Source organism: Pseudomonas hamedanensis (genome assembly GCF_014268595.2).
GTDB classification, from domain to species: domain Bacteria; phylum Pseudomonadota; class Gammaproteobacteria; order Pseudomonadales; family Pseudomonadaceae; genus Aquipseudomonas; species Aquipseudomonas hamedanensis.
In genome coordinates, this window is sequence record NZ_CP077091.1 from 355,030 (window position 1) to 376,763 (window position 21,734).

Sequence of the window (21,734 nt, forward strand, 5' to 3'; positions counted from 1 at the left end):
ACTGCGCCAGGCAAAAGCGGCGTGCATTGTGCCCGAAAAATGGGGTTTACGCCAAGGGGTTTAGGCGGTGGGATTAGTTGAGGATGACCCAGCGCTGATTAATCAGCAGTTCGATGGGCCGATATTGCGTCTTGTAATTCATCTTTTTGCAATTCTTGATCCAGTAACCGAGGTAGACCGCTTCGAGGCCAAGGCGCTGGCTCTCGCCGATCTGCCAGAGGATGGCGAAACGGCCAAGGCTGCGACGTTCTTCATCGGGTTCGTAAAAGGTGTACACCGCCGACAAACCGTTCGGCAGCAAATCGGTCACCGCCACTGCGAGTAACCGTCCGTCGAGTCGGAACTCATAGAACCGCGAGAAGGGCAGGTCGCGCACCAGAAAAGTCGAGAATTGATCGCGGCTCGGCGGGTACATATCGCCGTCGGCGTGGCGTTGTTCGATATAACGCTGGTACAGGTCGAAATACTCTTCGCTGAACTGAGGCTTGGCCGGGCGTACCTGCAAGTCGGCGTTGCGTTTGAAAATACGCTTCTGCTGACGATTGGGACTGAACTGCGCGACCGGAATGCGCGCAGGCACGCACGCATTGCAATTCTGGCAATGCGGCCGGTACAAATGGTCGCCACTGCGACGAAAGCCCATCTCCGACAGGTCTGCGTAGACATGCACATCCATGGGCTGACTGGGATCGAGAAACAGGGTCGTGGCCTGCTCCTCGGGCAGATAACTGCAAGAGTGAGGCTGAGTGGCATAGAACTTCAACCGCGCCAACTCGGTCATGATCAACCCTCGGGATAAGCTGGTGAATTAAGTGTAAGCCACGCGCGCCAAAGTCGCTCAGCAAACCCAGGTCGCGCGATTGGGTTGATCCAGGTGTCGCGCCAGATAGTCGGCGAATTCCTGGCGGGGAATCGCCCGGGCGCCGAGACTGTGCAGATGATCGGTTGGCATCTGGCAGTCGATCAGCACGAATCCCGAATCCTTCAAGTGCTGCACCAGCGTGGCAAAGCCATACTTCGAGGCATTATCGGCGCGACTGAACATCGACTCACCGAAAAACAACTGGCCCATCGCCAGGCCGTACAGGCCGCCGACCAGTTCGCCCTGATCGCGAACCTCGACCGAATGGGCAAAGCCGCGTCGGTGCAATTCAACGTAAGCGTCCTGCATGGCCTGGGTGATCCAGGTGCCGTCGGCGTAATCCCGTGGCGCGGCGCAGGCGCGGATCACGGCCTCGAAATCCTGATCGAAGGTCACCTGGTAACGCTGCTTGCGCAGCAATTTGCCGAGACTGCGCGAAACGTGCAGTTCGTCGGGATACAGCACCGTACGCGGATTAGGCGACCACCAGAGAATCGGCTGGCCTTCTGAGAACCACGGAAAGCAGCCGTGGCGATAAGCTTGTATCAGGCGATCGGCGGACAGGTCGCCACCCGCGGCGAGCAGGCCGTTGGGGTCGCGCATGGCCTTTTCCAGTGGTGGAAAAGTCAGTGAATTACGTTGTAACCAAGTCAGCATGGCATCCAGGCTTTGCAGAAGGGGAGGGCGGTCAGGTTTTGGGCCCGCGGACAAGTGTGCCGCGAATCGCCCGAGATGTCCTGCATGCAAGCCTGCCTGCACCTGCATCGTGGTGCAACTTGAGGTGTCGGCTGTGGTCGTAAGCGATCATCGCGTGTGTGCCGGTTCAGTGTGGCAGGCAGGGGGCAGTCACAGGGTTCGCTACGTTCATCAAATACACCTCATAAGCCTTTGTCACGAAAGACAATGCATGATCAAATTGGACCGCAGTTTGTGTACGCTTGGCTATGCTCAACACTGGGCTGCAAGCATGGTAACGCTCGTACAAACCCGTACAATGCCGGGCTGTTACAGGTATTTGCTGCGCGCCGCGCCTATCGCTGTGTTTATAAAAGCCGCCGCACAGTGTTAAAAGTAGTCTCGGTTGTGCCCGTTTACTTTTTACCTGCCTGGATTGGGCAGTTTTTTGTCATTCAATAGATGGACGCGCCTCGGGCGCAGGAAAAGAAGCGTTTTGAAGAAATCCACCGAAGCACCAAAAACAGTCGTTCCGCTCTGGCGTCAGCAACTGCACTACCGGCTCAAGGAAGGTGCATTGATCGCCATCGGCGCGTTGTGTCTGTTCCTGATGATGGCCTTGCTGACCTACGGCAAGGACGATCCGGGCTGGAGTCATAACAGCAAGATCGACGACGTACAGAATTTCGGCGGCCCGGCGGGCTCCTACAGTGCCGATATCCTGTTCATGGTGCTGGGTTACTTCGCCTACATCTTTCCGCTTTTGCTGGCGATCAAGGCCTATCAGATCTTCCGTCAGCGCCACGAGCCATGGCAGTGGAGCGGCTGGCTGTTCTCCTGGCGGCTGATCGGCCTGGTGTTTCTGGTGCTGTCCGGGGCTGCGCTGGCCCACATCCATTTCCATGCCGCGACCGGTCTGCCCGCCGGCGCCGGTGGGGCGCTGGGCGAAAGCCTTGGCGACCTGGCGAAGAATGCGCTGAATATTCAGGGCAGCACGTTGCTGTTCATTGCGCTGTTCCTGTTCGGCCTGACGGTGTTCACCGATCTGTCATGGTTCAAGGTGATGGACATCACCGGCAAGATCACGCTCGACCTGTTCGAATTGTTCCAGAGCGCGCTCAACCGCTGGTGGACGGCGCGCACCGAGCGCAAACAATTGGTCGCGCAATTGCGTGAGGTCGATGACCGCGTGCACGACGTGGTCGCGCCGACTGTCACTGACAAGCGTGAGCAGGCCAAGGTCAAGGAGCGCCTGATCGAGCGTGAGCAAGCCCTGAGCAAGCATATGTCCGATCGCGAGAAGCAGGTCCCGCCGGTCATTGCGCCAGCCCCGGCCAAAGCCCCCGAGCCAAGCAAGCGCGTGCAGAAAGAGAAACAGGCGCCGTTGTTTGTCGACAGCGCCGTCGAAGGCACATTGCCGCCGATCTCGATCCTTGATCCTGCGGAAAAGAAACAGCTCAACTATTCGCCGGAATCCCTGGCCGCGGTCGGCCATTTGCTCGAAATCAAGCTCAAGGAGTTTGGCGTCGAGGTCACCGTGGATTCGATCCACCCGGGCCCGGTGATTACCCGTTACGAAATTCAGCCGGCCGCCGGCGTCAAGGTCAGCCGTATCGCCAACCTGGCGAAAGACCTTGCGCGTTCGCTGGCGGTGACCAGTGTGCGGGTCGTTGAAGTGATCCCGGGCAAGACCACCGTCGGTATTGAAATTCCCAACGAAGACCGGCAGATCGTGCGCTTCTCCGAAGTGCTGTCGACGCCCGAATACGACAACTTCAAGTCGCCGGTCACCCTGGCGCTGGGCCACGACATTGGCGGCAAACCGGTGATTACCGACTTGGCGAAGATGCCGCACCTGCTGGTGGCGGGTACGACCGGTTCCGGTAAGTCGGTGGGCGTGAATGCGATGATCCTGTCGATCCTGTTCAAGTCCGGCCCGGAAGACGCCAAGCTGATCATGATCGACCCGAAGATGCTCGAACTGTCGATTTATGAAGGCATTCCGCACCTGCTGTGTCCGGTGGTGACCGACATGAAGGATGCCGCCAACGCCTTGCGCTGGAGCGTCGCCGAGATGGAACGGCGTTATAAATTGATGGCGAAGATGGGCGTACGTAACCTGTCCGGCTTCAACGCCAAGGTCAAGGAAGCGCAGGATGCCGGCGAGCCATTGAGCGATCCGTTGTACAAGCGCGAAAGCATTCACGACGAAGCGCCACTGCTGCAGAAACTGCCGACCATTGTTGTGGTGGTCGATGAATTTGCCGACATGATGATGATCGTGGGCAAGAAGGTCGAAGAACTGATCGCCCGTATTGCGCAGAAGGCCCGTGCGGCCGGTATTCACTTGATTCTGGCGACCCAGCGGCCGTCGGTGGACGTGATCACCGGTCTGATCAAGGCCAACATCCCGACCCGTATGGCGTTCCAGGTATCGAGCAAGATTGACTCGCGGACCATTATCGACCAGGGCGGCGCCGAGCAGTTGCTCGGTCACGGTGACATGCTCTACATGCCGCCGGGCACCAGCCTGCCGATCCGGGTTCACGGTGCGTTCGTTTCCGACGATGAAGTGCATCGTGTGGTTGAAGCGTGGAAACTGCGCGGTGCGCCGGAATACAACGACGACATCCTCAACGGTGTCGAAGAGGCGGGCAGCGGCTTTGAAGGCAGCAGCGGTGGCGGCGACGGCGATGATCCTGAAGCCGATGCGCTGTATGACGAGGCCGTGCAGTTCGTGCTGGAAAGCCGTCGCGCCTCGATTTCCGCTGTCCAGCGCAAGCTGAAGATCGGCTACAACCGCGCCGCACGGATGATCGAAGCCATGGAAATGGCCGGGGTCGTCACCTCGATGAACACCAACGGTTCGCGCGAAGTCCTGGCGCCAGGCCCGGTGCGCGACTGATTTGACAAGCAAGCGGCGGGACAATGAAGTTTCGCCACTCTCCCACGAGTATTCAAGAGGACTCCCATGCGTCTTATCCGCATGCTGTTGCCAGTACTGGCGCTGACCGCGCTCACCGCTCACGCCGATGAAAAAGACGTAGCCCGTCTGACCCAATTGCTGGAAACATCCAAGACCCTGAGCGCGAACTTCTCGCAGCTGACCCTCGACGGCAGCGGCACGCAATTGCAGGAAACCACCGGCAACATGACCCTGCAGCGTCCGGGCCTGTTTTACTGGCACACCAACGCCCCGGCCGAGCAGACCATGGTCTCCGATGGCAAGAAAGTCACCCTGTGGGACCCGGACCTGGAACAGGCGACCATCAAAAAGCTCGACGAACGCCTGACCCAGACGCCGGCATTGCTGCTCTCCGGCGACGTGTCGAAGATCAGCCAGAGCTTTGACATCAGCGCGAAAGAGGCGGGCGGCGTGATCGATTTCACCCTCAAGCCGAAGACCAAGGACACCTTGTTCGACAACCTGCGCCTGTCGTTTCGCAACGGTCTGCTCAATGACATGCAACTGATTGACAGCGTTGGCCAACGCACCAATATCCTGTTCACCGGGGTGAAAGCCAACGAAGCGGTACCGGCATCGAAGTTCAAGTTCGACATCCCCAAGGGTGCCGACGTCATCCAGGAATAAACCCCAGCCCCTTGTGTCAGGGCCTTTGTGGTGTGGGCCTGCTATTGAGGGGCTATTGTGGCGAGGGGATTTATCCCCGTTCGGCTGCGCAGCAGTCGTCGCTTTTGGGGCCGCTTCGCAGCCCAACGGGGATAAATCCCCTCGCCACAGAGTTTTGCACAGTATTCGAAAAATTCGAGGTTTCAACGCTACGTGATGGATCTGTTTCGCAGTGCACCGATAGCCCAGCCGCTGGCCGCGCGTTTGCGTGCGGCCAATCTGGATGAGTACGTCGGTCAGGAGCATGTACTCGCTCGCGGCAAGCCTCTGCGCGAGGCGCTGGAGCAGGGTGCCCTGCATTCGATGATCTTCTGGGGACCACCGGGTGTGGGCAAGACCACACTTGCGCGGTTGCTCGCGGAAGTTTCCGATGCACACTTCGAAACGGTCTCGGCAGTGCTCGCCGGGGTCAAGGAAATCCGTCAGGCCGTTGAAATCGCCAAACAGCAGGCCGGCCAGTACGGCAAGCGCACGATTCTGTTCGTCGACGAGGTGCACCGCTTCAACAAGTCGCAGCAGGATGCGTTTCTGCCCTATGTTGAAGACGGCACGCTGATCTTCATCGGCGCCACCACCGAAAACCCTTCGTTCGAACTGAACAACGCGCTGCTGTCGCGCGCGCGCGTCTACGTGCTGAAAAGCCTCGACGAAGCGGCGTTGCGCAAACTGGTGCACCGCGCGCTCACTGAAGAGCGCGGCCTGGGCAAGCGCAACCTGACGCTCAACGACGAAGGCTTCCAGATGCTGCTGTCAGCCGCCGATGGCGATGGCCGGCGCCTGCTCAACCTGCTGGAAAACGCCTCGGACCTGGCCGAAGACAACAGCGAAATCGGCACCGAGCTGCTGCAAAGTCTGCTCGGCGACACCCGGCGGCGTTTCGACAAGGGCGGCGAAGCGTTCTATGACCAGATCTCGGCGCTGCACAAATCGGTACGTGGCTCCAATCCCGACGGTGCGTTGTACTGGTTTGCGCGGATGATCGACGGCGGATGCGATCCGCTGTACCTGGCCCGGCGCGTGGTGCGCATGGCCAGCGAAGACATCGGCAACGCTGACCCGCGCGCACTGAGTCTGTGCCTGGCGGCGTGGGAAGTGCAGGAGCGTCTCGGCAGTCCGGAAGGTGAACTGGCCGTGGCGCAGGCCATCACCTACCTGGCTTGCGCGCCGAAAAGCAACGCGGTGTACATGGGCTTCAAAACCGCCCTGCGTGCCGCCGCTGAACACGGCTCGCTGGAAGTGCCACTGCATCTGCGCAACGCGCCGACCAAACTGATGAAGCAATTGGGTTACGGTGACGAATACCGTTATGCCCACGACGAACCGGATGCCTACGCCGCCGGTGAAGATTATTTCCCGGAAGAACTCGAGCCGATCCCGTTCTACCAACCGGTGCCGCGTGGCCTGGAACTGAAGATCGGCGAGAAGCTCAACCACCTTGCCCAACTCGACCGTTTAAGCCCTCGGCAGCGGAGAAAATAGTGCTTCCATTGATCGTTGCGGTGTCGGTCGGCGGCGTGGCCGGCACCTTGTTGCGCTTCGCCACCGGCAATTGGGTCAGCGCCAATTGGCCGCGGCACTTCTATACCGCGACGCTGGCCGTTAATATCGTGGGCTGTCTGCTGATTGGCGTGTTGTACGGCCTGTTTTTGATACGCCCGGAGGTGCCGATCGAGGTGCGTGCCGGGTTGATGGTCGGCTTCCTCGGGGGGCTGACGACTTTTTCATCCTTTTCACTGGATACGGTGCGCCTGCTCGAAAGTGGGCAGGTGTTGCTGGCCCTGGGCTACGCGGCACTCAGCGTATTCGGCGGGCTGCTCGCGACGTGGGCTGGCCTGTCCCTGACCAAACTTTGATAACGAGAAACCGACATGCTCGATTCCAAACTGTTACGTAGCAACCTTCAGGACGTAGCGGACCGCCTGGCTTCCCGTGGCTATGCCCTGGATACCGCGCGCATCGAAGCGCTGGAAGAACAGCGCAAGACCGTCCAGACCCGCACCGAAGCACTGCAGGCTGAGCGTAACGCGCGTTCCAAATCCATCGGTCAGGCCAAGCAGCGCGGCGAAGACATCGCGCCGTTGATGGCGGACGTCGAGCGCATGGCGGGCGAACTGAGTGCCGGTAAAGTCGAGCTGGACGCGATCCAGACCGAACTGGATTCGATCCTGCTCGGTATTCCGAACTTGCCGCACGAGTCGGTGCCGGTCGGCAAAGACGAAGACGACAACGTCGAAGTGCGCCGCTGGGGCACCCCGACTCAATTCGATTTCGAGGTGAAAGACCACGTCGCCCTGGGCGAGAAGTTCGGCTGGCTGGACTTCGAGACTGCCGCCAAGCTGTCCGGCGCCCGCTTTGCTCTGCTGCGTGGCCCGATCGCCCGTCTGCACCGTGCACTGGCGCAGTTCATGATCAACCTGCACGTCAACGAACATGGCTATGAAGAGGCCTACACGCCTTATCTGGTGCAAGCCCCGGCACTGCAAGGCACTGGCCAGTTGCCGAAGTTCGAAGAAGACCTGTTCAAGATCGCTCGCGAAGGCGAAGCCGATCTGTACCTGATCCCGACCGCCGAAGTGTCGCTGACCAACATTGTCGCCGGCGAAATCGTCGATTCGAAACTGCTGCCGATCAAGTTCGTCGCCCACACCCCGTGCTTCCGCAGCGAAGCCGGTGCGTCGGGTCGCGACACTCGCGGCATGATCCGCCAGCACCAGTTCGACAAGGTTGAAATGGTTCAGATCGTCGAGCCGTCGCAATCGATGAAAGCGCTGGAAGGCCTGACCGCCAACGCCGAAAAAGTCCTGCAACTGCTCGGTCTGCCTTACCGCACCCTGGCCTTGTGCACGGGCGACATGGGCTTCAGCGCGGTCAAGACCTACGATCTGGAAGTGTGGATTCCGAGCCAGGACAAGTACCGCGAAATTTCCTCGTGCTCCAACTGCGGCGACTTCCAGGCCCGCCGCATGCAGGCGCGCTTCCGCAACCCGGAAACCGGCAAGCCGGAACTGGTGCACACCTTGAACGGTTCCGGCCTGGCGGTCGGCCGTACCCTGGTTGCCGTGCTGGAAAACTATCAGCAGGCCGACGGTTCGATCCGCGTCCCGGACGTGCTCAAGCCGTACATGGGCGGCCTTGAGGTCATCGGTTAAATGAAATATCTGCCGCTGTTTCACAACCTGCGCGGCAGTCGTGTGTTGGTTGTCGGCGGGGGGGAGATTGCCTTGCGCAAATCCCGCCTGCTGGCCGATGCCGGTGCGCTGCTGCGAGTGGTCGCACCTGAAATCGAAACGCAACTGGCTAAACTGGTGGCGGCCAGCGGCGGCGAATGCCTGTTACGCGGTTACATGGAGACGGACCTGGACGGTTGCGGGCTGATCATTGCCGCCACCGACGACGAAACGCTCAATGCACAGGTTTCCAGTGATGCGCATCGACGTTGCGTGCCGGTGAACGTGGTCGATGCGCCGCAGTTGTGCAGCGTGATCTTCCCGGCAATTGTCGATCGCTCGCCGTTGATCATTGCAGTGTCCAGCGGCGGCGATGCGCCGGTGCTGGCGCGTCTGATTCGCGCCAAGATCGAAACCTGGATCCCCTCGACCTACGGTCAACTGGCCGGACTCGCCGCGCGTTTTCGCAACCAGGTGAAAAACCTGTTTCCGGATGTGCAGCAGCGCCGTGGCTTCTGGGAAGATGTGTTTCAGGGGCCGATCGCTGATCGGCAACTGGCCGGGCAGGGCGCCGAGGCCGAACGCCTGTTGCAAGCCAAGGTGGATGGTGAACCCATGGTCACCACCGGCGAGGTTTATCTGGTCGGTGCCGGGCCGGGCGATCCGGATCTGTTGACCTTTCGTGCGCTGCGTTTGATGCAGCAAGCCGATGTAGTGCTGTACGACCGTCTGGTGGCGCCGGCGATTCTGGAGTTGTGCCGTCGTGACGCCGAGCGCGTGTACGTCGGCAAACGTCGTTCCGAACACGCCGTGCCGCAAGATCAGATCAACCAGCAATTGGTCGACCTGGCCAAGGCCGGCAAACGCGTGGTGCGGTTGAAGGGCGGTGATCCGTTCATCTTCGGGCGTGGCGGCGAAGAGATCGAAGAGCTGGCGGCCCACGGCATTCCGTTCCAGGTGGTGCCGGGAATCACGGCGGCCAGCGGTTGCGCGGCGTATGCCGGGATTCCGTTGACCCATCGCGATCATGCGCAGTCCGTGCGGTTTGTCACCGGCCATTTGAAGGACGGCTCAACCGATCTGCCATGGGCCGACCTTGTGGCTCCGGCGCAGACGCTGGTGTTCTACATGGGCCTGGTGGGCTTGCCGATCATCTGCGAGCAGTTGATCAAGCATGGCCGTTCCGCGGATACCCCGGCGGCCCTGATTCAGCAAGGCACCACGGTCAATCAGCGAGTATTCACCGGCACGCTGGCCGACCTGCCGCGACTGGTGGCGGAGCATGAAGTTCATGCGCCGACGCTTGTGATCGTTGGGGAAGTGGTGCAGTTGCGCGAAAAACTGGCGTGGTTTGAAGGGGCTCAGGCGCAGGTCTGAGAACCGAGTCGCTGCCCTTCGCGAGCAGGCTCGCTCCCACAGGGGATTTGTGCACGACACTAATCCAATGTGGGAGCGAGCCTGCTCGCGAAGGGGCCTTGAAACTCACGCTTGTCTGGAATCAACCCCGGTGCCAAACCCCTTGCCCAATCAACCGCGCCCGATCATGCGCCACGGTGAAATCCTGCTCCGGCCCCTTCGGCACCACCCCGGTCGGGTTGATGGTCTTGTGGCTACCGTAGTAGTGATGCTTGATGTGCTGGAAATCTACCGTCTCGGCAATCCCTGGCCACTGATACATTTCGCGCAGCCAGTTCGACAAGTTCGGATAGTCGGCAATGCGCCGCAGGTTGCACTTGAAGTGCCCGTGATACACAGCGTCAAAGCGAATCATCGTGGTGAACAAGCGCACATCGGCTTCAGTCAGGTATTCCCCGCTCAGGTAACGATTGGCGCCCAGCAGTTGCTCCAGATGATCCAGCTCGGCGAACACTTCATCGAAGGCTTGTTCATAGGCCTGCTGAGAGGTGGCGAAGCCGGCACGGTAAACACCGTTGTTAACCGCCGGATAGATCCGCTCGTTCAGCGCGTCGATCTCATTGCGTAACGGCGCCGGGTAGAAATCCAGATCATTGCCGGTGAGACCATCAAACGCGCTGTTGAACATGCGGATGATCTCTGCCGATTCATTGCTGACGATGCGCTTGAGCTTTTTGTCCCACAGCACCGGCACCGTGACGCGGCCGGTGTAGTCAGGCGTGTCAGCGGTGTAGCGCTGGTGCATGAAGTCGAAACCGTCGAGTCGGTCGCCGCTCGAGCCCAGCGCCTTGTCGAAGGTCCAGCCGTGTTCCAGCATCAACCAGCTGACCACGGATACATCGATCAGGCTTTCCAGACTTTTGAGTTTGCGCAGGATCAGCGTGCGGTGCGCCCAAGGGCAGGCGAGGGACACGTAGAGGTGATAGCGCCCCGCTTCGGCAGCAAAACCGCCTTCGCCGCTCGGCCCGGCCTGACCGTCAGCAGTCACCCAGTTGCGGCGTTGCGCCTGTTCGCGCTGGAACGCGCCGTCCTTGCTGCTTTCATACCACTTGTCCTGCCAGTGGCCATCGACGAGTAAACCCATGATCAAGACTCCGTAAACCGATAATCGTTGGAGCCGAGTCTATTCCGATGAGTTCGAACAAAAAGCGCAAAGATCGGGCGTTAATGATCGGTTAGATCGATGTGTTGCGTGCCGCCCAATACTGCTCGGCGGTTGCAAAGGCCAGTTCACGATCCTGACCGAGGCCGCGCAGGGCGAGGGCCATGGTCGCAATCAAGGCCATTTGCGGGTAGCTGTCGACGACATCGCCGCGCCACACGGCTTTCAACTGTTCGATGTCCAGCGATGCGGGTTTGACGTGGCGTTGCGCTGACAACTGTGGCCATTCTTCATCCCAGCTCTGACCGCCGCGGGTGCCGTAGAGATGGCTGGTAGCGTCCGGGTTGATTTCGATTTCGCCGCCATCACCCTTGACCACAATTGCCGTATCGCCGAGCAGACCGCTGGCATCACGATGCACCGCCTGGTAGCCGGGGTGGAAAATGCTTTGCAGCCCGCAGCGTGCACCCAGCGGATTAAGAATTCGCGCCAGCGAGTGGATCGGCGAGCGCAGGCCCAGGGTATTGCGCAGGTCGATCATTTTCTGCAACTGCGGTGCCCAATCCACCAGCGGCATAAAGGCCAGACCGCCGTTATCCAGCGCCGTGCCGACCTGTTGCCAGTTGCGGCACAACGGGATGTTCAACTCGCCGAGCAATTGCTCGCTGTAAAGCCGTCCGGCCGTGTGTGCGCCGCCACCATGCATGAAGATACGCACGCCGTTTTGCGCCAGGCATTTGGCCGCTAGCAGATACCACGGCAGATGGCGTTTCTTGCCAGCGTAGGTCGGCCAGTCGAGATCGACGTTCAGCGCCGGCGCCTGCAAGCGTTCGCGCAGGGCTTCGGTGAAACCGGCCATTTCCTCGGCGCTTTCTTCCTTGTGCCGCAGCAGCATCAGAAAGGCGCCGAGCTGGGTGTCCTCGACCTTGTCGTCGAGCACCATGCCCATGGCTTCCCGCGCTTCGGCTCGGGTCAGGTCGCGGGCACCGCGCTTGCCCTTGCCAAGGATGCGCACGAACTGCGCGAACGGGTGTTCGGCGGGTGTGTCGAGGGTCAGCGCTGGATAGTCGGTCATAGGCAATTCGTCGGTTTGGGCAGGCCCGCCAGTTTCGCGGCGAGTTTGGCAGGGGTGCCTTTGAACAGTCGGTTAAGGTGCAGGCTGTTGCCTTTGTCCGGACCGAGCTTCAGCGCGGTGTACTTGATCAGCGGCCGCGTGGCCGGCGACAGCTGGAATTCTTCGTAGAAGCTGCGCAGCAGTTCGAGGACTTCCCAGTGTTCGGGCGTCAACTCGAGGTCTTCGGCGGCGGCGAGGGCGCTGGCGACCTCGGTCGACCAGTCGCTCAGTTCGACAAGAAAGCCGTCCTTGTCGAGTTCGATGGTACGGCCGCCTACGGTCATGCGATTCATAGCCAACTGTTGACCTTGTCGTGATGGATCGACAGTGCGACGAAGGCCGGGTAGTCGATGGTTTCGGCCCAGTCGGGAATCTCGATGGCGCGAGCCTGGGCATCTTCGGCCAGGACGTAGCGTTTGCGCGCACAGGCTTGCAGCGCGGCGAATGGCGCCGTGCCCGGTTGCAACGCATAGGCCGCGTCACCGCAGAGCAGCAATGCATCCGCGCTGCCGATGACACGCAGGCAACTGTTCAAGCGATCGTCGCCGAACGGGGAATGGGACAACACATGCAAAGTCGACATCAGAGGGTGATCACCTGGTCGTAACGGTCAATAAGGGCGGTGATTTGCTCGGTGGTCAGCGGCTGTGCTTCGTCCAGCGACCGTTTTCCAAGTCCGCGAACGTTGCCGCTTTCGGCGCAATAGAACAGCTCCTCGACACCAAACATCGGCAGCGCTTGCAGATTGGCGCTGAGGTCCTTCTGTTGCAGGGCCTTGGCGTTCTGACCGGCGGCCAGTTGCAGCACGCCATCATCGAGAAACAGCACGCCGATCGGCAGATCGAAGGCGCCGCCGGCCAGCACGATATCCAGCGCTTCGCGAGCGCCAGGGCCGGACCACGGCGACTGACGGCTGATGATCAGCAGCGACTTGGCCATCTTATGCACCTCCAAAGCAGATCAGGCGATCAGCGTCTTGCACGGCGTCGTGCAGTTGGCCGAGGCCGGACAATTCCCACGGCGCGCTGAGTGAAATCGCCTCGCGCTGGTAACGCCTGGCTTCTTCTTCATTCAATACACCACGACGCAAAGCGGCGGCGATGCACACCACACCGTCCAGCTTCTGCTCGCTGATAAAACTGCGCCACTGCTTGGGCAAGTCCAGCTCGTCCTGCGGCGTTACCACTGCATCGCAGGCGTTGAAGACGCCGTCCTGATAAAAGAACAGCCGGACAATCTCATGCCCCCCGGCCAGCGCGGCCTGGGCAAACAGCAGGGCACGGCGCGAGGAGGGCGCATGGGCGGCGGAAAACAGCGCAATGGCGAATTTCATGACGGACTCGATCAGCAAAACTGCGGGCATGATAAAGCTTTATCAGTCGCGCCGCGAAATCCACGTTGCCTATGACCCATTGGTGGGGGGTGCCTATGGGGTGATGCCGTACAAGTCGCAATATTCGAGCCAGTCCATCCCCGCCATCTCCGCCACTTCCCGGTGTACCTCAAGACGCTGCGCCTGATATTCCTCAGGCGAATCAGCCGTCAGTTGCAGCGTCAGCTCCCAGGCAAACAATCCCTGACTCTCCGCTTCGGCTTCAAACGCTTCATGCAGTCGTTCTTCGCGGTATTGCGCCTGGGTTTCTCCCTTGGCCTGGGCCAGCAGCGGATTGAGATGGTCGAGGGTTTCGCGCAGTTCGGGGCGCGCGTCGAGAAACAGTTTCAGCGCGTGTTCATGTCGCTGGTCGCTAGGCGCCATGTATTTTCCTCGTGGGACCGGTGGCCGTATAAAAACAGTAAAGCAGAACGAATTCTCGCTTTGCAGTGCTACAGTCCGCTTTTTTCTGAATGAGCAAATGCAATGCGAATGCTGATGGTAGCGCTGGTGACGGTCCTGCTGGCCGGTTGCGCAGGTTCGGTGATGGACGATGCTCGCACCAAGAGCCCCTACAAGGTGTTGATCTCGGACAAGCCTGAGAAAGTCGTCGCCCAGTGCGTGCAGTTCGGCTGGCAGGACGAAGCGGTATTTGGCGTCGATGCGGCGGCCTATCTGGAACCGCGCAAGCCGGGCGGCACGACGGTGTACACGCGTTCGGCAGAATCGTTTGTCGATGTGATCACCGAGGCATCCGGCACAACGTTGAACTACTACGCCCAGCAGGATGATTTCGTCGCCAAGCGGCGTTTGGCGGCTCTGGCAACCTGTCTTTGATCAGGTGCTGAAGCGGCTGGCGCTTTTCGCGAGCAGGCTCGCTCCCACATAGGTGAATGCCACAGAACCTGTGGAGCGAGCCTGCTAGCGAAGGCGGCGGAACATTCAACCGATAAGCCGCTTCTGGAAGAAATGCCGCCTGTGCCCCAGTGGATAATCGGCAATCTCGCCACATTCGCTGTAGCCCACCTTCCGATAAAACCCGGGCGCCTGAAAGGAGAACGTGTCGAGCCAGATTCCGACACAATCCTTTTCCCTGGCAAAGTCCTCGGCCATCTGCATCAGTCTGGTGCCGATACCCTGGCCGCGCCCCTGTTCCGGGACTGCCAGCAGCTCAATGAACAACCAGCGGTAAAACGTGTGCCCATACAGGCCGCCGAGAATCGCGTCCTGCTCGTCGCGCACCAGCAGCGCGACAGGCTCCCAGGTAGACGGCCCGGCATTGGCGACATTGTGCGCGCGCAGCGGTGCGAGAATCGCGCTGCGTTGTTCCTCGGTGGGGTTCTGCGTCAACTCGATGCGCAAATTCATGCATGACTTCCTTGTGTCGGAGAAGCCAGCCTACCGTGTCCGGCAAGCGCTTCCAAGGTCTTCGGTAAACAAGCGGAACCGTCGATCAGGCGCTGCGGTCTAGGCTTTATCGCGCCTTTCCCTGAGTGCGATTGATGAGGAAGCTCCCTTGAATATTTTTGAAGCCCTGCGCGAAAGCCACGAGCGCCAGCGCACTTACGCCAAGGCGCTGATCGCGACCAGCGGCGACAGCCCTGAGCGGGTCGAAGCCTACAAACAGCTGAAAGCTGAACTGCAAGCGCACGAAACCGCAGAAGAGCGGCACTTCTACATTCCGTTGATGGAAATCGACGAAGGCGTTGATCTGAGCCGCCACGCCATCGCCGAGCACCATGAAATGGACGAGATGATGGAAGAACTCGACGAAACCGAAATGTCGAGCCCGGCATGGTTGGCCACGGCGAAAAAGCTGTCGGACAAGGTCCATCATCACCTTGAGGAGGAAGAGCATAAATTCTTCCAGATGGCCGGCAAGCTGCTCGACGAAAAACAGAAAGTGCAACTCGCCGGGCAGTACGAAAAGGAGTATCAGGCAAAACTGGCTTGAATCAATCAGGCGCGATTTCATCAATTCAGCGTGTACGCGATTAGCTACATGACGAGTGCGAAGTCTCTGTAGTAACTGGTTATCCATCCAGTATTTTCGGCGATTTGCCTTTCCGGCCGATCAACCTGCGACAAAAGCGCCGATAGACAAAAAAACTGCCTCCGTTAGCTTGAAGGCCTCTCCTCGGGAAGGAGAGTTCTTAAATCAACGGAGTGAAAAACATGAATCAGGCAATTGCACAGACCCAACTGAAACACGGTCGCGTTATTTCGCCAGCGAGTCGCGGCGCAGTGGCCATTGACCTCGGCTTGCTCGGCGGTTGGCAAGTCAACGAAATGGAAGGTGGCAAGAACTTTCCGGCATTGGCGGCCGGACCGTTCCCGCAGCCCTTCGACACAGACGCTGACAGCGTCGCGCCGCCAGCCGACGGCTACATTCTCAGCGGCGGCAAGACCGATGCCCGCGATTGCGTGAACTACACCCATGCCGAGATGAGCACCAAGCTCGCTCGCCCGTTCACCTGGCCGCTGCTTAACGTCGATCCGGGCCAGACCTTCAAGGTCAGCTGGGTCTACACCGCACCGCACACCACCCGCGGGTATCGCTGGCTGATCACCAAGGATGGCTGGGATCCACAGCAACGCATTACCCGCGCGCAACTGGAAGCGGCACCCTTCTTCGAGGACTTCTACCCCCAAGTGCCGTATTACAGCCATGCGGACGAACTGAAGGCCAAAGTCGACCACGAAGTGAAACTGCCTGCGAACAAGAAGGGGCATCACGTCATTGTGCTGATGTGGATCGTCGCCAATACCGGGAATGCGTTTTATCAGGCGTTTGATGTGGATTTTAAATAGTGGGCATTCCCTAAACCCATTTGCTCTCAATGATTGGGTCATGCCCAATATCGACTTCGCTTTGCTGCGAACCTAGGCGAGCGTTGCTGCATCGCCGATGCCGGTTCTCTCGTTCGCCAATTGGGACACTGTGCGAGCAAGATGAGGTGTCCTATTACTGGGAGTTCAGTCGGCGATATGGGCGGCTGGTTCCTGGCACTCGTGGAAGTGATGCGTTAGGTCGTAGCGCTCATGTTACAGATGAAGCCCGGTAGCGTTGCCGGGCTTTTTCCTAAGATGAGTTCCGCATCCACAGAGCTTGGACTAAGTTTTTTCGTTGGCCTCGCAAAGCACGGCAAGCACATGCTCTAACCACGATTTACCAGAGGGCCATGCATAAAGGTAATAATAAGCACATTTAATTTCATCAAACAAAAACGCCTGCATTTCTTTTTCGTTGTAAAAATTGTTTAAAACTAAATTGATTTCGTTTTTCACCTTTGCGACCGTTTCAGAAGGGGATTCTGTGATAAATCGTCTAGTCACATCATCTTCAGTCTCGTTATCGCAACGCCAGTCTTCATGGAAATAGCCGGCCAAAAACTGGAATAAATTTGGGAGATTTTCTTTAGTCATTCTGCAAAGCCTGTGTGTATACGGTAGGAGCCTGGTAGCTTTTTATCTTTGCGTAAGAGTAGATATACACCATGAACCTGCCTTATATCGGGAGATTTCTTTTTTAAGACCATCCCAACTGGATAGGAGACAGAGTCGCTTATTATAATTTGTGTATCGTTGCTTAGCAGGAATCTATCAATAGTGGTCTGGTTTTTCGTTATCACGGTGGACATGGCTTTTTCTGCTGTCGCTCGATCAAAAAAAGTTGATGCTCTACTAAGCCAAGGCTCATCTCTCAGTCTTTGAGCTAGCTGGGCTGCTGTTCGACCCACATGCTTTTCAATGAAGTGACCGCCCCTTTTTTCGTGAGCCCCTAAACCGCCGCCCGGTACGAGCTCACTGTACGGGCCATCGGTTTGTGTCGCTCCAGGACACGGAGTGCAACTCAACCCCAACGGATCCACCCATCCCGTCGGATTCGGCACGTATTGGTACTGATTCAATCCACCCGCGAGCTTCACCGGATCCGGCGTCAGATAACGTCCCAATCTCGGGTCGTAATACCGGTGGCGGTTGTAGTGCAGGCCGCTTTCCGCATCGAAGTACTGCCCCTGAAAGCGCAGCGGTTGGTCCAGGTATTCTTCGCCGGCCAGGGTCACCGCGGCGACTTTGCCGTAGGCGTCGTATTGCGCCGACCAGACGATTTCGCCGCTGTAGTCGGTGAGTTCTTGCGGGGTGCCGAGGTGGTCGAGTTGGTAGTAGAACGGGCAGGCTTTTTTCGGGCCTTTGCCGTCGAGCAGGGCCAGCGGGCGGAAGGTGCCGGGTTCGTAGACGAAGCTGCGGTATTGGGTTGGGCTGCTTTCGGCGAGGAGTTGATCGCCCTGCCAGAAGAACTCAGTGGTGGCGCCGTCCACGGTTTTGCGGATGCGGCGGCCGAAGGCGTCGTATTGGTAACGGGCAGTTTGGCCGTCGGGGCGGGTCAGGCCGATCAGGCGGTGCTGGCAGTCGTAGCGGTATTCGGTGACGAGGGTGTGGCCGTGGCCGCGGCGTTCGCGGATCAGGTTGCCGAAGGCGTCGTAGTCGTAATGGCGGTCGCCCTGCATCAGCAGGCGGTTGCCCTTGACCTTCGCCGGGCCGGGGCGGTCCTGCATCAGCAGGTTGCCGGCCGGGTCGTGGGCGAAGGATTCGGGCAGTTCGTCGCGCGAGTGACGCACGCGAATCAGTCGGTCGAGGGCGTCGTAGCCGTAGGTGCGCTGGCCGTGGCGGCTGTCGGCAATGTGCTCGAGGTTACCGTTGGCGCTGTAGGCATAATCGCGGCGATACAGCGCCGCGTGCTGATGGCCTACAGCGTGGGCGAGCAAGCGCCCCTGATCGTCGTAGGCATATTCGCTGAGCAGCAGGCCTTGCTGGCGTTGCTGCTCGCGCCCTGACCGATAAATATGCTGCGTCAGCGGCGTGCCGTTGAGGTCGATGGCTTTTAGCGCACCGCCCTTGGCGTAGTGATAGTCGAGCCGGCTGTTGTCCGGCAGGCGCATCCGCTTGAGCTGGCCGCAGGCGTCGTAGGTATAGCGCAGGGTGCCCCAGCCCTGATGTTCGGTGATCAGCCGGTCCTGGCGGTCGTATTCGAAGGCCAGCGGGTGGTCCTGGCCGTCATCGACCGCGGTCAGTCGGCCGAGGCGGTCATATTGGTAGCTGACCTTGGTGCCGTCGGGCAGAGTCTTGACCTGCAAACGTCCGGCACTGTCGCGCTCATAACGGGTGACCAGACTGAGCCCATGCTCACCGAACTCGGTCTTTTCCAGCAAGTGACCGTTGAGGTCGTAGGCGTAAGCGGTGCGCCGGCCATCAAAACCGCTTTCCTCGCGGATCAGCCCGGTGGGCGTGTAATCCAGGCGGTACTTTTCGCCCGATTCGTTTTCGATCTCGGTGAGCAGCAGTTGCGCATGGTCGTAGCGGTACTGCACGCGGGTGCCGTCGGGGTTGATTCGCCGCGAGACCAGGTGCAGGTCGTCGTCATATTCGTAGCGGGTGATGCGCCCCAGTTCATCGCGTTCGGCGGTGACCTGACCGTAAGCGCCGTAGCTGTAGGCGCGACTGGCGCCCGTAGGAGAAGTCGTCAGGATCAGCCGGCCAGCGGCGTCCCACTGCTGGCGGCTGATGACGCCAAACTCATCCTGCGTCGTGGTCCGCCGTCCCAATGCGTCGTAGGAAAAGCGCCGCACGCCACCGTCGGGCAGGGTTTCCTCGATAAGCTGGCCGAGTTCATTCCACACCCAGCGATGCCGGCTGCTGTCCGGGTAACGCAGCGACAACAACTGGCCACGCAGGTTGTAGTAGTAATGGGTGACCTGGCCGTCGGGATCGACCGCTTCGGTGACCGCGCCCTCGGCATTGCGCCGATAGATCCACACCGCCTCGCCACGGCAACGCTTGTAGAGAAAACCGTTGCGGTACTCGTAGGACGTTGGCGTATCGTCCGGTGGAATCAGCGCAATCAGCCGCCCGACCTCGTCGTAGCGGTATTCGGTGACGGCACCGAGCGGATCCTGCTCGGCGATCAACCGGCCCTGTTCGTCATAGGCCTTGAGCTGTTCACCGCCATCGGCTGCGACCTGCCGCACCAGCCGCGCGCGCTCGTCGTGGACGTAGACCTCTTCGGTGCCGTCGACGTAATGCACGGTCACGCTGGCGTCGTCATCGTTCCAGACGTAACGGGTGTTCATCTGCGAGAACGAGGCCCAGTGCCGCACGCAACGCGCCGCTTTGCCTGTTCGTTCCCACTCCCAGAAAAAACTCGCGCCGCCGGTCAGTTGCCGCTGCAGGATGACGTGATGGTCGTCGTAGTCGTAGCGCTCGCTGTCGCCGACCGCGTTGGTTGCGGCCAGCAGGCGTTGGCGGGCATCGAAGCTGTAGGTGGCGAGGTTTTGCTCGGTGGTCCACTCGCCCTGAACCAAGACCTGATAATCGACCGCCACCAGTTGCGCGCGGTCATAGCGCAACAACAGCGAACGTCCGGCCCCGTTATCCAGGCGCTGAATGCGATCGGCGCGATCGCGCTGCACGGTCAGACGATTGCCGTACACATCGCTGATCGCCGTCAGCCGGCCGGCGCGAAAGTGGTAAAACCGCGGGCTGTCGCCGGCCAGGGCGAGGATCAGCTCTTCCGGTTCATCGCCCAGAAAGATCGCCGCCCGCGACAGGCTGTTGTGAATCGCCGGGCGCGCAGCGTTGGGTAAAGGAAACCGCATGCGGCGGTTTTCGTGGTCGATCCAGACGACGCCGTCGCCATCGAAAGCCAGGCGATGGGCCAGCGAATGGCTCCAGCCGAAACCCAAGCCGATATCGATCTCGACAGCACTGCTGCGGTACAAACGGCTGAACTCGAACGGCAGCACGCCATCCAGTACCGCGTCGGTGAGGGTCAGCAGCTCCTCGCCAGTGACCATCGACACCGGGCAGCCGTTGGTGCAGGTCAGCGAGGAGCAATCGGCGGCATCGCCGTTAGGGTTTTTTGCTTGCTCGGGAACGTCGTCGTGGGATTGGTGACGCTCAAGCCGCGTCATGCCTTGCGATTTTCCCCGCGCAAGTGGCGCCGGATTCGGCACGCTCAACGTCACCGAATCCGCCTGCCGAATGTTCAGCGGAATCGACGGCGTCGGCTTCAGCTCAACGTCACGCGCATGAAGCATCAACGGCTTCAGCGCCACCGCATGCTGGTTGAAATCGGGTGTCGAAGTCAGTTCAGCCAAGCGCAACGCCGAAGCTGCCAGCCATTCCCGCGCCCGTGGCGACTTGATTTTCGCCAGCACCTTGCTGCTCAAGCGCATCGGCACGCCAACGCCAGCAGACATGCGCATCAGCACAAAACTGATCAGCAGTTCGACCCGCACCTCAGCCACCACTTCGGCCAGGTACTGTGGCGGCAGCATCTTCAGCCAACTTGTGAACGCGGCCAGATGAATGAACAGCAGCGGCTCGTCGCTGAGCATCAGCAAGACGCTGGCAATGGCCTCGCTGGAAGCGGCAAGCAGCGCCTCAAGCTCAACCTCGCTCAGGTATTCCAGGAGCTTTTCGCTGTTCGCCTGCAAGTCGGCGAGCAAGGCGAATAGCTGCTGGATGTCATCCCAAACGCCATTCAGGGCTTTTTCCAGTCCGCGCCAGTCGGCCTGTTGCAACTGCCCGTAACGGTCGAGAAAACCGGCGCTGGAAAATTCCTGCCATTGCGGCTGAAAACTCGTCCATTCACCGCGCAGCCAGCCCTCCAGGCCCGCCAGCATCCCTTCATAAGAGGCATACAGCGTCTGCACATGGGCGGTGGACACATCGGGAAAGAAGGTGATGCGATAACGCTGGCCCCGCTGGCAATCGGTGACCTCCAGAATCCCGCTCGGGCCGATGGTGTGGCGCAATGGCTCACCGAAGGTCAGCACGCCGTCGATGTCGCTCAGCACCGGTTCGAGGGTCACCGGGGTGTCGCCGATGGGCACAAAGCGCGCCGCTTCGAACAAATGCACCAGGGTCAGCGGGCCGCTGGCCGGGCACGTGACCACCGATGAACTGATCGGCTGACGCGAGGTGGTCGGCGCGCTCAACCGCACATCGTTACCGACCTTGAATACCTGCTCGATATCGAGCGCCGTCCCGGTCCAGAACTGCTCGGCCCAGGCCTCGTAGTTGTTCAGGCACAGGCGGAACTCGCTGATGAGGGTTTCGAAATCCGGCTGTTCGGGATTCAGCGCGGCCACCGCCAGCAGGCCGATGCTGTTGTTCAGGGCCAGTAGTCGATCGGGTTGAAACATTTGCAGTCGCTCGCGCACGTGAAAAAACAGGAGCGCGGACTTTGCGGGGGAACAAAGAGGAAAGAAGTCGGGTAAGTAGGCGATGTCTGTAGGACGGTTCGACACGCCTTGTGAGGCGATATATGGTTTGGCCTTGGCGCCCCTGAAACAGGGCGTTTATCCCAGTGAAAGGCCTCATGACAAAAGGA

General features: G+C 59.8%; 21 protein-coding genes. 9 read left to right on the plus strand and 12 right to left on the minus strand.

Annotated features, from left to right (window positions below; all coding sequences use genetic code 11):
- Window positions 1-73 precede the first annotated feature (73 nt).
- The gene (locus HU739_RS01525; protein ID WP_186551816.1) at window positions 74-781 is read right to left on the minus strand and encodes an arginyltransferase; all 708 of its coding nucleotides are present in this window, start codon (window positions 779-781) and stop codon (window positions 74-76) included.
- Between the two features lie 57 nt (window positions 782-838).
- Window positions 839-1,519: a leucyl/phenylalanyl-tRNA--protein transferase gene (aat, locus tag HU739_RS01530; protein WP_186551817.1), complete on the minus strand. Its 681-nt coding sequence runs from the start codon at window positions 1,517-1,519 to the stop codon at window positions 839-841.
- Between the two features lie 514 nt (window positions 1,520-2,033).
- On the opposite strand from aat, the gene HU739_RS01535 reads away from it, so the two are divergent.
- From HU739_RS01535 to cysG, 6 genes are all read left to right on the plus strand, one after another.
- A complete protein-coding gene (locus HU739_RS01535; RefSeq protein WP_186551818.1) occupies window positions 2,034-4,442 on the plus strand; it encodes a DNA translocase FtsK in 2,409 nt (802 codons plus the stop codon).
- Window positions 4,443-4,508: 66 nt separating this feature from the next.
- Window positions 4,509-5,129: an outer membrane lipoprotein chaperone LolA gene (lolA, locus tag HU739_RS01540; protein ID WP_186551819.1), complete on the plus strand. Its 621-nt coding sequence runs from the start codon at window positions 4,509-4,511 to the stop codon at window positions 5,127-5,129.
- Window positions 5,130-5,324: 195 nt separating this feature from the next.
- Complete coding sequence (locus HU739_RS01545) at window positions 5,325-6,647, plus strand: replication-associated recombination protein A (protein WP_186551820.1); 1,323 nt, start codon at window positions 5,325-5,327, stop codon at window positions 6,645-6,647.
- A complete protein-coding gene (gene crcB / locus HU739_RS01550; protein ID WP_186551821.1) occupies window positions 6,647-7,021 on the plus strand; it encodes a fluoride efflux transporter CrcB in 375 nt (124 codons plus the stop codon). Before HU739_RS01545 ends, crcB begins: the two co-directional genes overlap by 1 nt.
- 15 nt (window positions 7,022-7,036) lie before the next feature.
- Window positions 7,037-8,317 (plus strand): serine--tRNA ligase, encoded by a 1,281-nt coding sequence (gene serS, locus HU739_RS01555; protein WP_186551822.1) that lies wholly within the window; start codon window positions 7,037-7,039, stop codon window positions 8,315-8,317.
- Window positions 8,318-9,712, plus strand: a complete 1,395-nt coding sequence (gene cysG / locus HU739_RS01560; protein WP_186551823.1) for a siroheme synthase CysG — start codon at window positions 8,318-8,320, stop codon at window positions 9,710-9,712.
- Between the two features lie 121 nt (window positions 9,713-9,833).
- Here cysG and HU739_RS01565 read toward each other — a convergent pair whose 3' ends face one another.
- The 7 genes from HU739_RS01565 to HU739_RS01595 form a co-directional block, all read right to left on the minus strand.
- Window positions 9,834-10,835, minus strand: a complete 1,002-nt coding sequence (locus tag HU739_RS01565) for a glutathione S-transferase family protein (protein WP_186551824.1) — start codon at window positions 10,833-10,835, stop codon at window positions 9,834-9,836.
- Window positions 10,836-10,926: 91 nt separating this feature from the next.
- Window positions 10,927-11,928: a glycosyl transferase family protein gene (locus HU739_RS01570; protein WP_186551825.1), complete on the minus strand. Its 1,002-nt coding sequence runs from the start codon at window positions 11,926-11,928 to the stop codon at window positions 10,927-10,929.
- The gene (locus HU739_RS01575; protein ID WP_186551826.1) at window positions 11,925-12,260 is read right to left on the minus strand and encodes a TusE/DsrC/DsvC family sulfur relay protein; all 336 of its coding nucleotides are present in this window, start codon (window positions 12,258-12,260) and stop codon (window positions 11,925-11,927) included. The genes HU739_RS01570 and HU739_RS01575 overlap by 4 nt, the downstream gene beginning before the upstream one ends.
- Window positions 12,257-12,550 (minus strand): sulfurtransferase complex subunit TusB, encoded by a 294-nt coding sequence (gene tusB, locus HU739_RS01580; protein WP_186551827.1) that lies wholly within the window; start codon window positions 12,548-12,550, stop codon window positions 12,257-12,259. The genes HU739_RS01575 and tusB overlap by 4 nt, the downstream gene beginning before the upstream one ends.
- Window positions 12,550-12,906 carry a sulfurtransferase complex subunit TusC gene (tusC, locus tag HU739_RS01585; protein ID WP_186551828.1) on the minus strand — a complete coding sequence of 119 codons (357 nt, stop codon included), beginning with the start codon at window positions 12,904-12,906 and terminating at the stop codon, window positions 12,550-12,552. The genes tusB and tusC overlap by 1 nt, the downstream gene beginning before the upstream one ends.
- Window position 12,907: 1 nt before the next feature.
- On the minus strand, window positions 12,908-13,300 hold the full coding sequence (gene tusD, locus HU739_RS01590) for a sulfurtransferase complex subunit TusD (protein ID WP_186551829.1): 393 nt from the start codon (window positions 13,298-13,300) through the stop codon (window positions 12,908-12,910).
- 93 nt (window positions 13,301-13,393) lie between these two features.
- The gene (locus HU739_RS01595; protein ID WP_186551830.1) at window positions 13,394-13,723 is read right to left on the minus strand and encodes a DUF6388 family protein; all 330 of its coding nucleotides are present in this window, start codon (window positions 13,721-13,723) and stop codon (window positions 13,394-13,396) included.
- 102 nt (window positions 13,724-13,825) lie between these two features.
- Here HU739_RS01595 and HU739_RS01600 point away from each other — a divergent pair, with 102 nt between their 5' ends.
- Complete coding sequence (locus HU739_RS01600) at window positions 13,826-14,176, plus strand: hypothetical protein (RefSeq protein ID WP_186551831.1); 351 nt, start codon at window positions 13,826-13,828, stop codon at window positions 14,174-14,176.
- A gap of 105 nt (window positions 14,177-14,281) precedes the next feature.
- Here HU739_RS01600 and HU739_RS01605 read toward each other — a convergent pair whose 3' ends face one another.
- Window positions 14,282-14,707, minus strand: a complete 426-nt coding sequence (locus tag HU739_RS01605; RefSeq protein WP_186551832.1) for a GNAT family N-acetyltransferase — start codon at window positions 14,705-14,707, stop codon at window positions 14,282-14,284.
- A 148-nt stretch (window positions 14,708-14,855) separates the two neighbouring features.
- Between HU739_RS01605 and HU739_RS01610 the strand changes: the two genes are divergently transcribed.
- Both HU739_RS01610 and HU739_RS01615 read left to right on the plus strand, forming a co-directional pair.
- On the plus strand, window positions 14,856-15,293 hold the full coding sequence (locus HU739_RS01610) for a hemerythrin domain-containing protein (RefSeq protein ID WP_186551833.1): 438 nt from the start codon (window positions 14,856-14,858) through the stop codon (window positions 15,291-15,293).
- Between the two features lie 221 nt (window positions 15,294-15,514).
- On the plus strand, window positions 15,515-16,150 hold the full coding sequence (locus HU739_RS01615; protein ID WP_186551834.1) for a lytic polysaccharide monooxygenase auxiliary activity family 9 protein: 636 nt from the start codon (window positions 15,515-15,517) through the stop codon (window positions 16,148-16,150).
- A 303-nt stretch (window positions 16,151-16,453) separates the two neighbouring features.
- Here HU739_RS01615 and HU739_RS01620 read toward each other — a convergent pair whose 3' ends face one another.
- Window positions 16,454-16,765: a contact-dependent growth inhibition system immunity protein gene (locus HU739_RS01620; RefSeq protein WP_186551835.1), complete on the minus strand. Its 312-nt coding sequence runs from the start codon at window positions 16,763-16,765 to the stop codon at window positions 16,454-16,456.
- The gene (locus HU739_RS26975; RefSeq protein ID WP_217844296.1) at window positions 16,762-21,546 is read right to left on the minus strand and encodes an RHS repeat protein; all 4,785 of its coding nucleotides are present in this window, start codon (window positions 21,544-21,546) and stop codon (window positions 16,762-16,764) included. The genes HU739_RS01620 and HU739_RS26975 overlap by 4 nt, the downstream gene beginning before the upstream one ends.
- Window positions 21,547-21,734 lie beyond the last annotated feature (188 nt).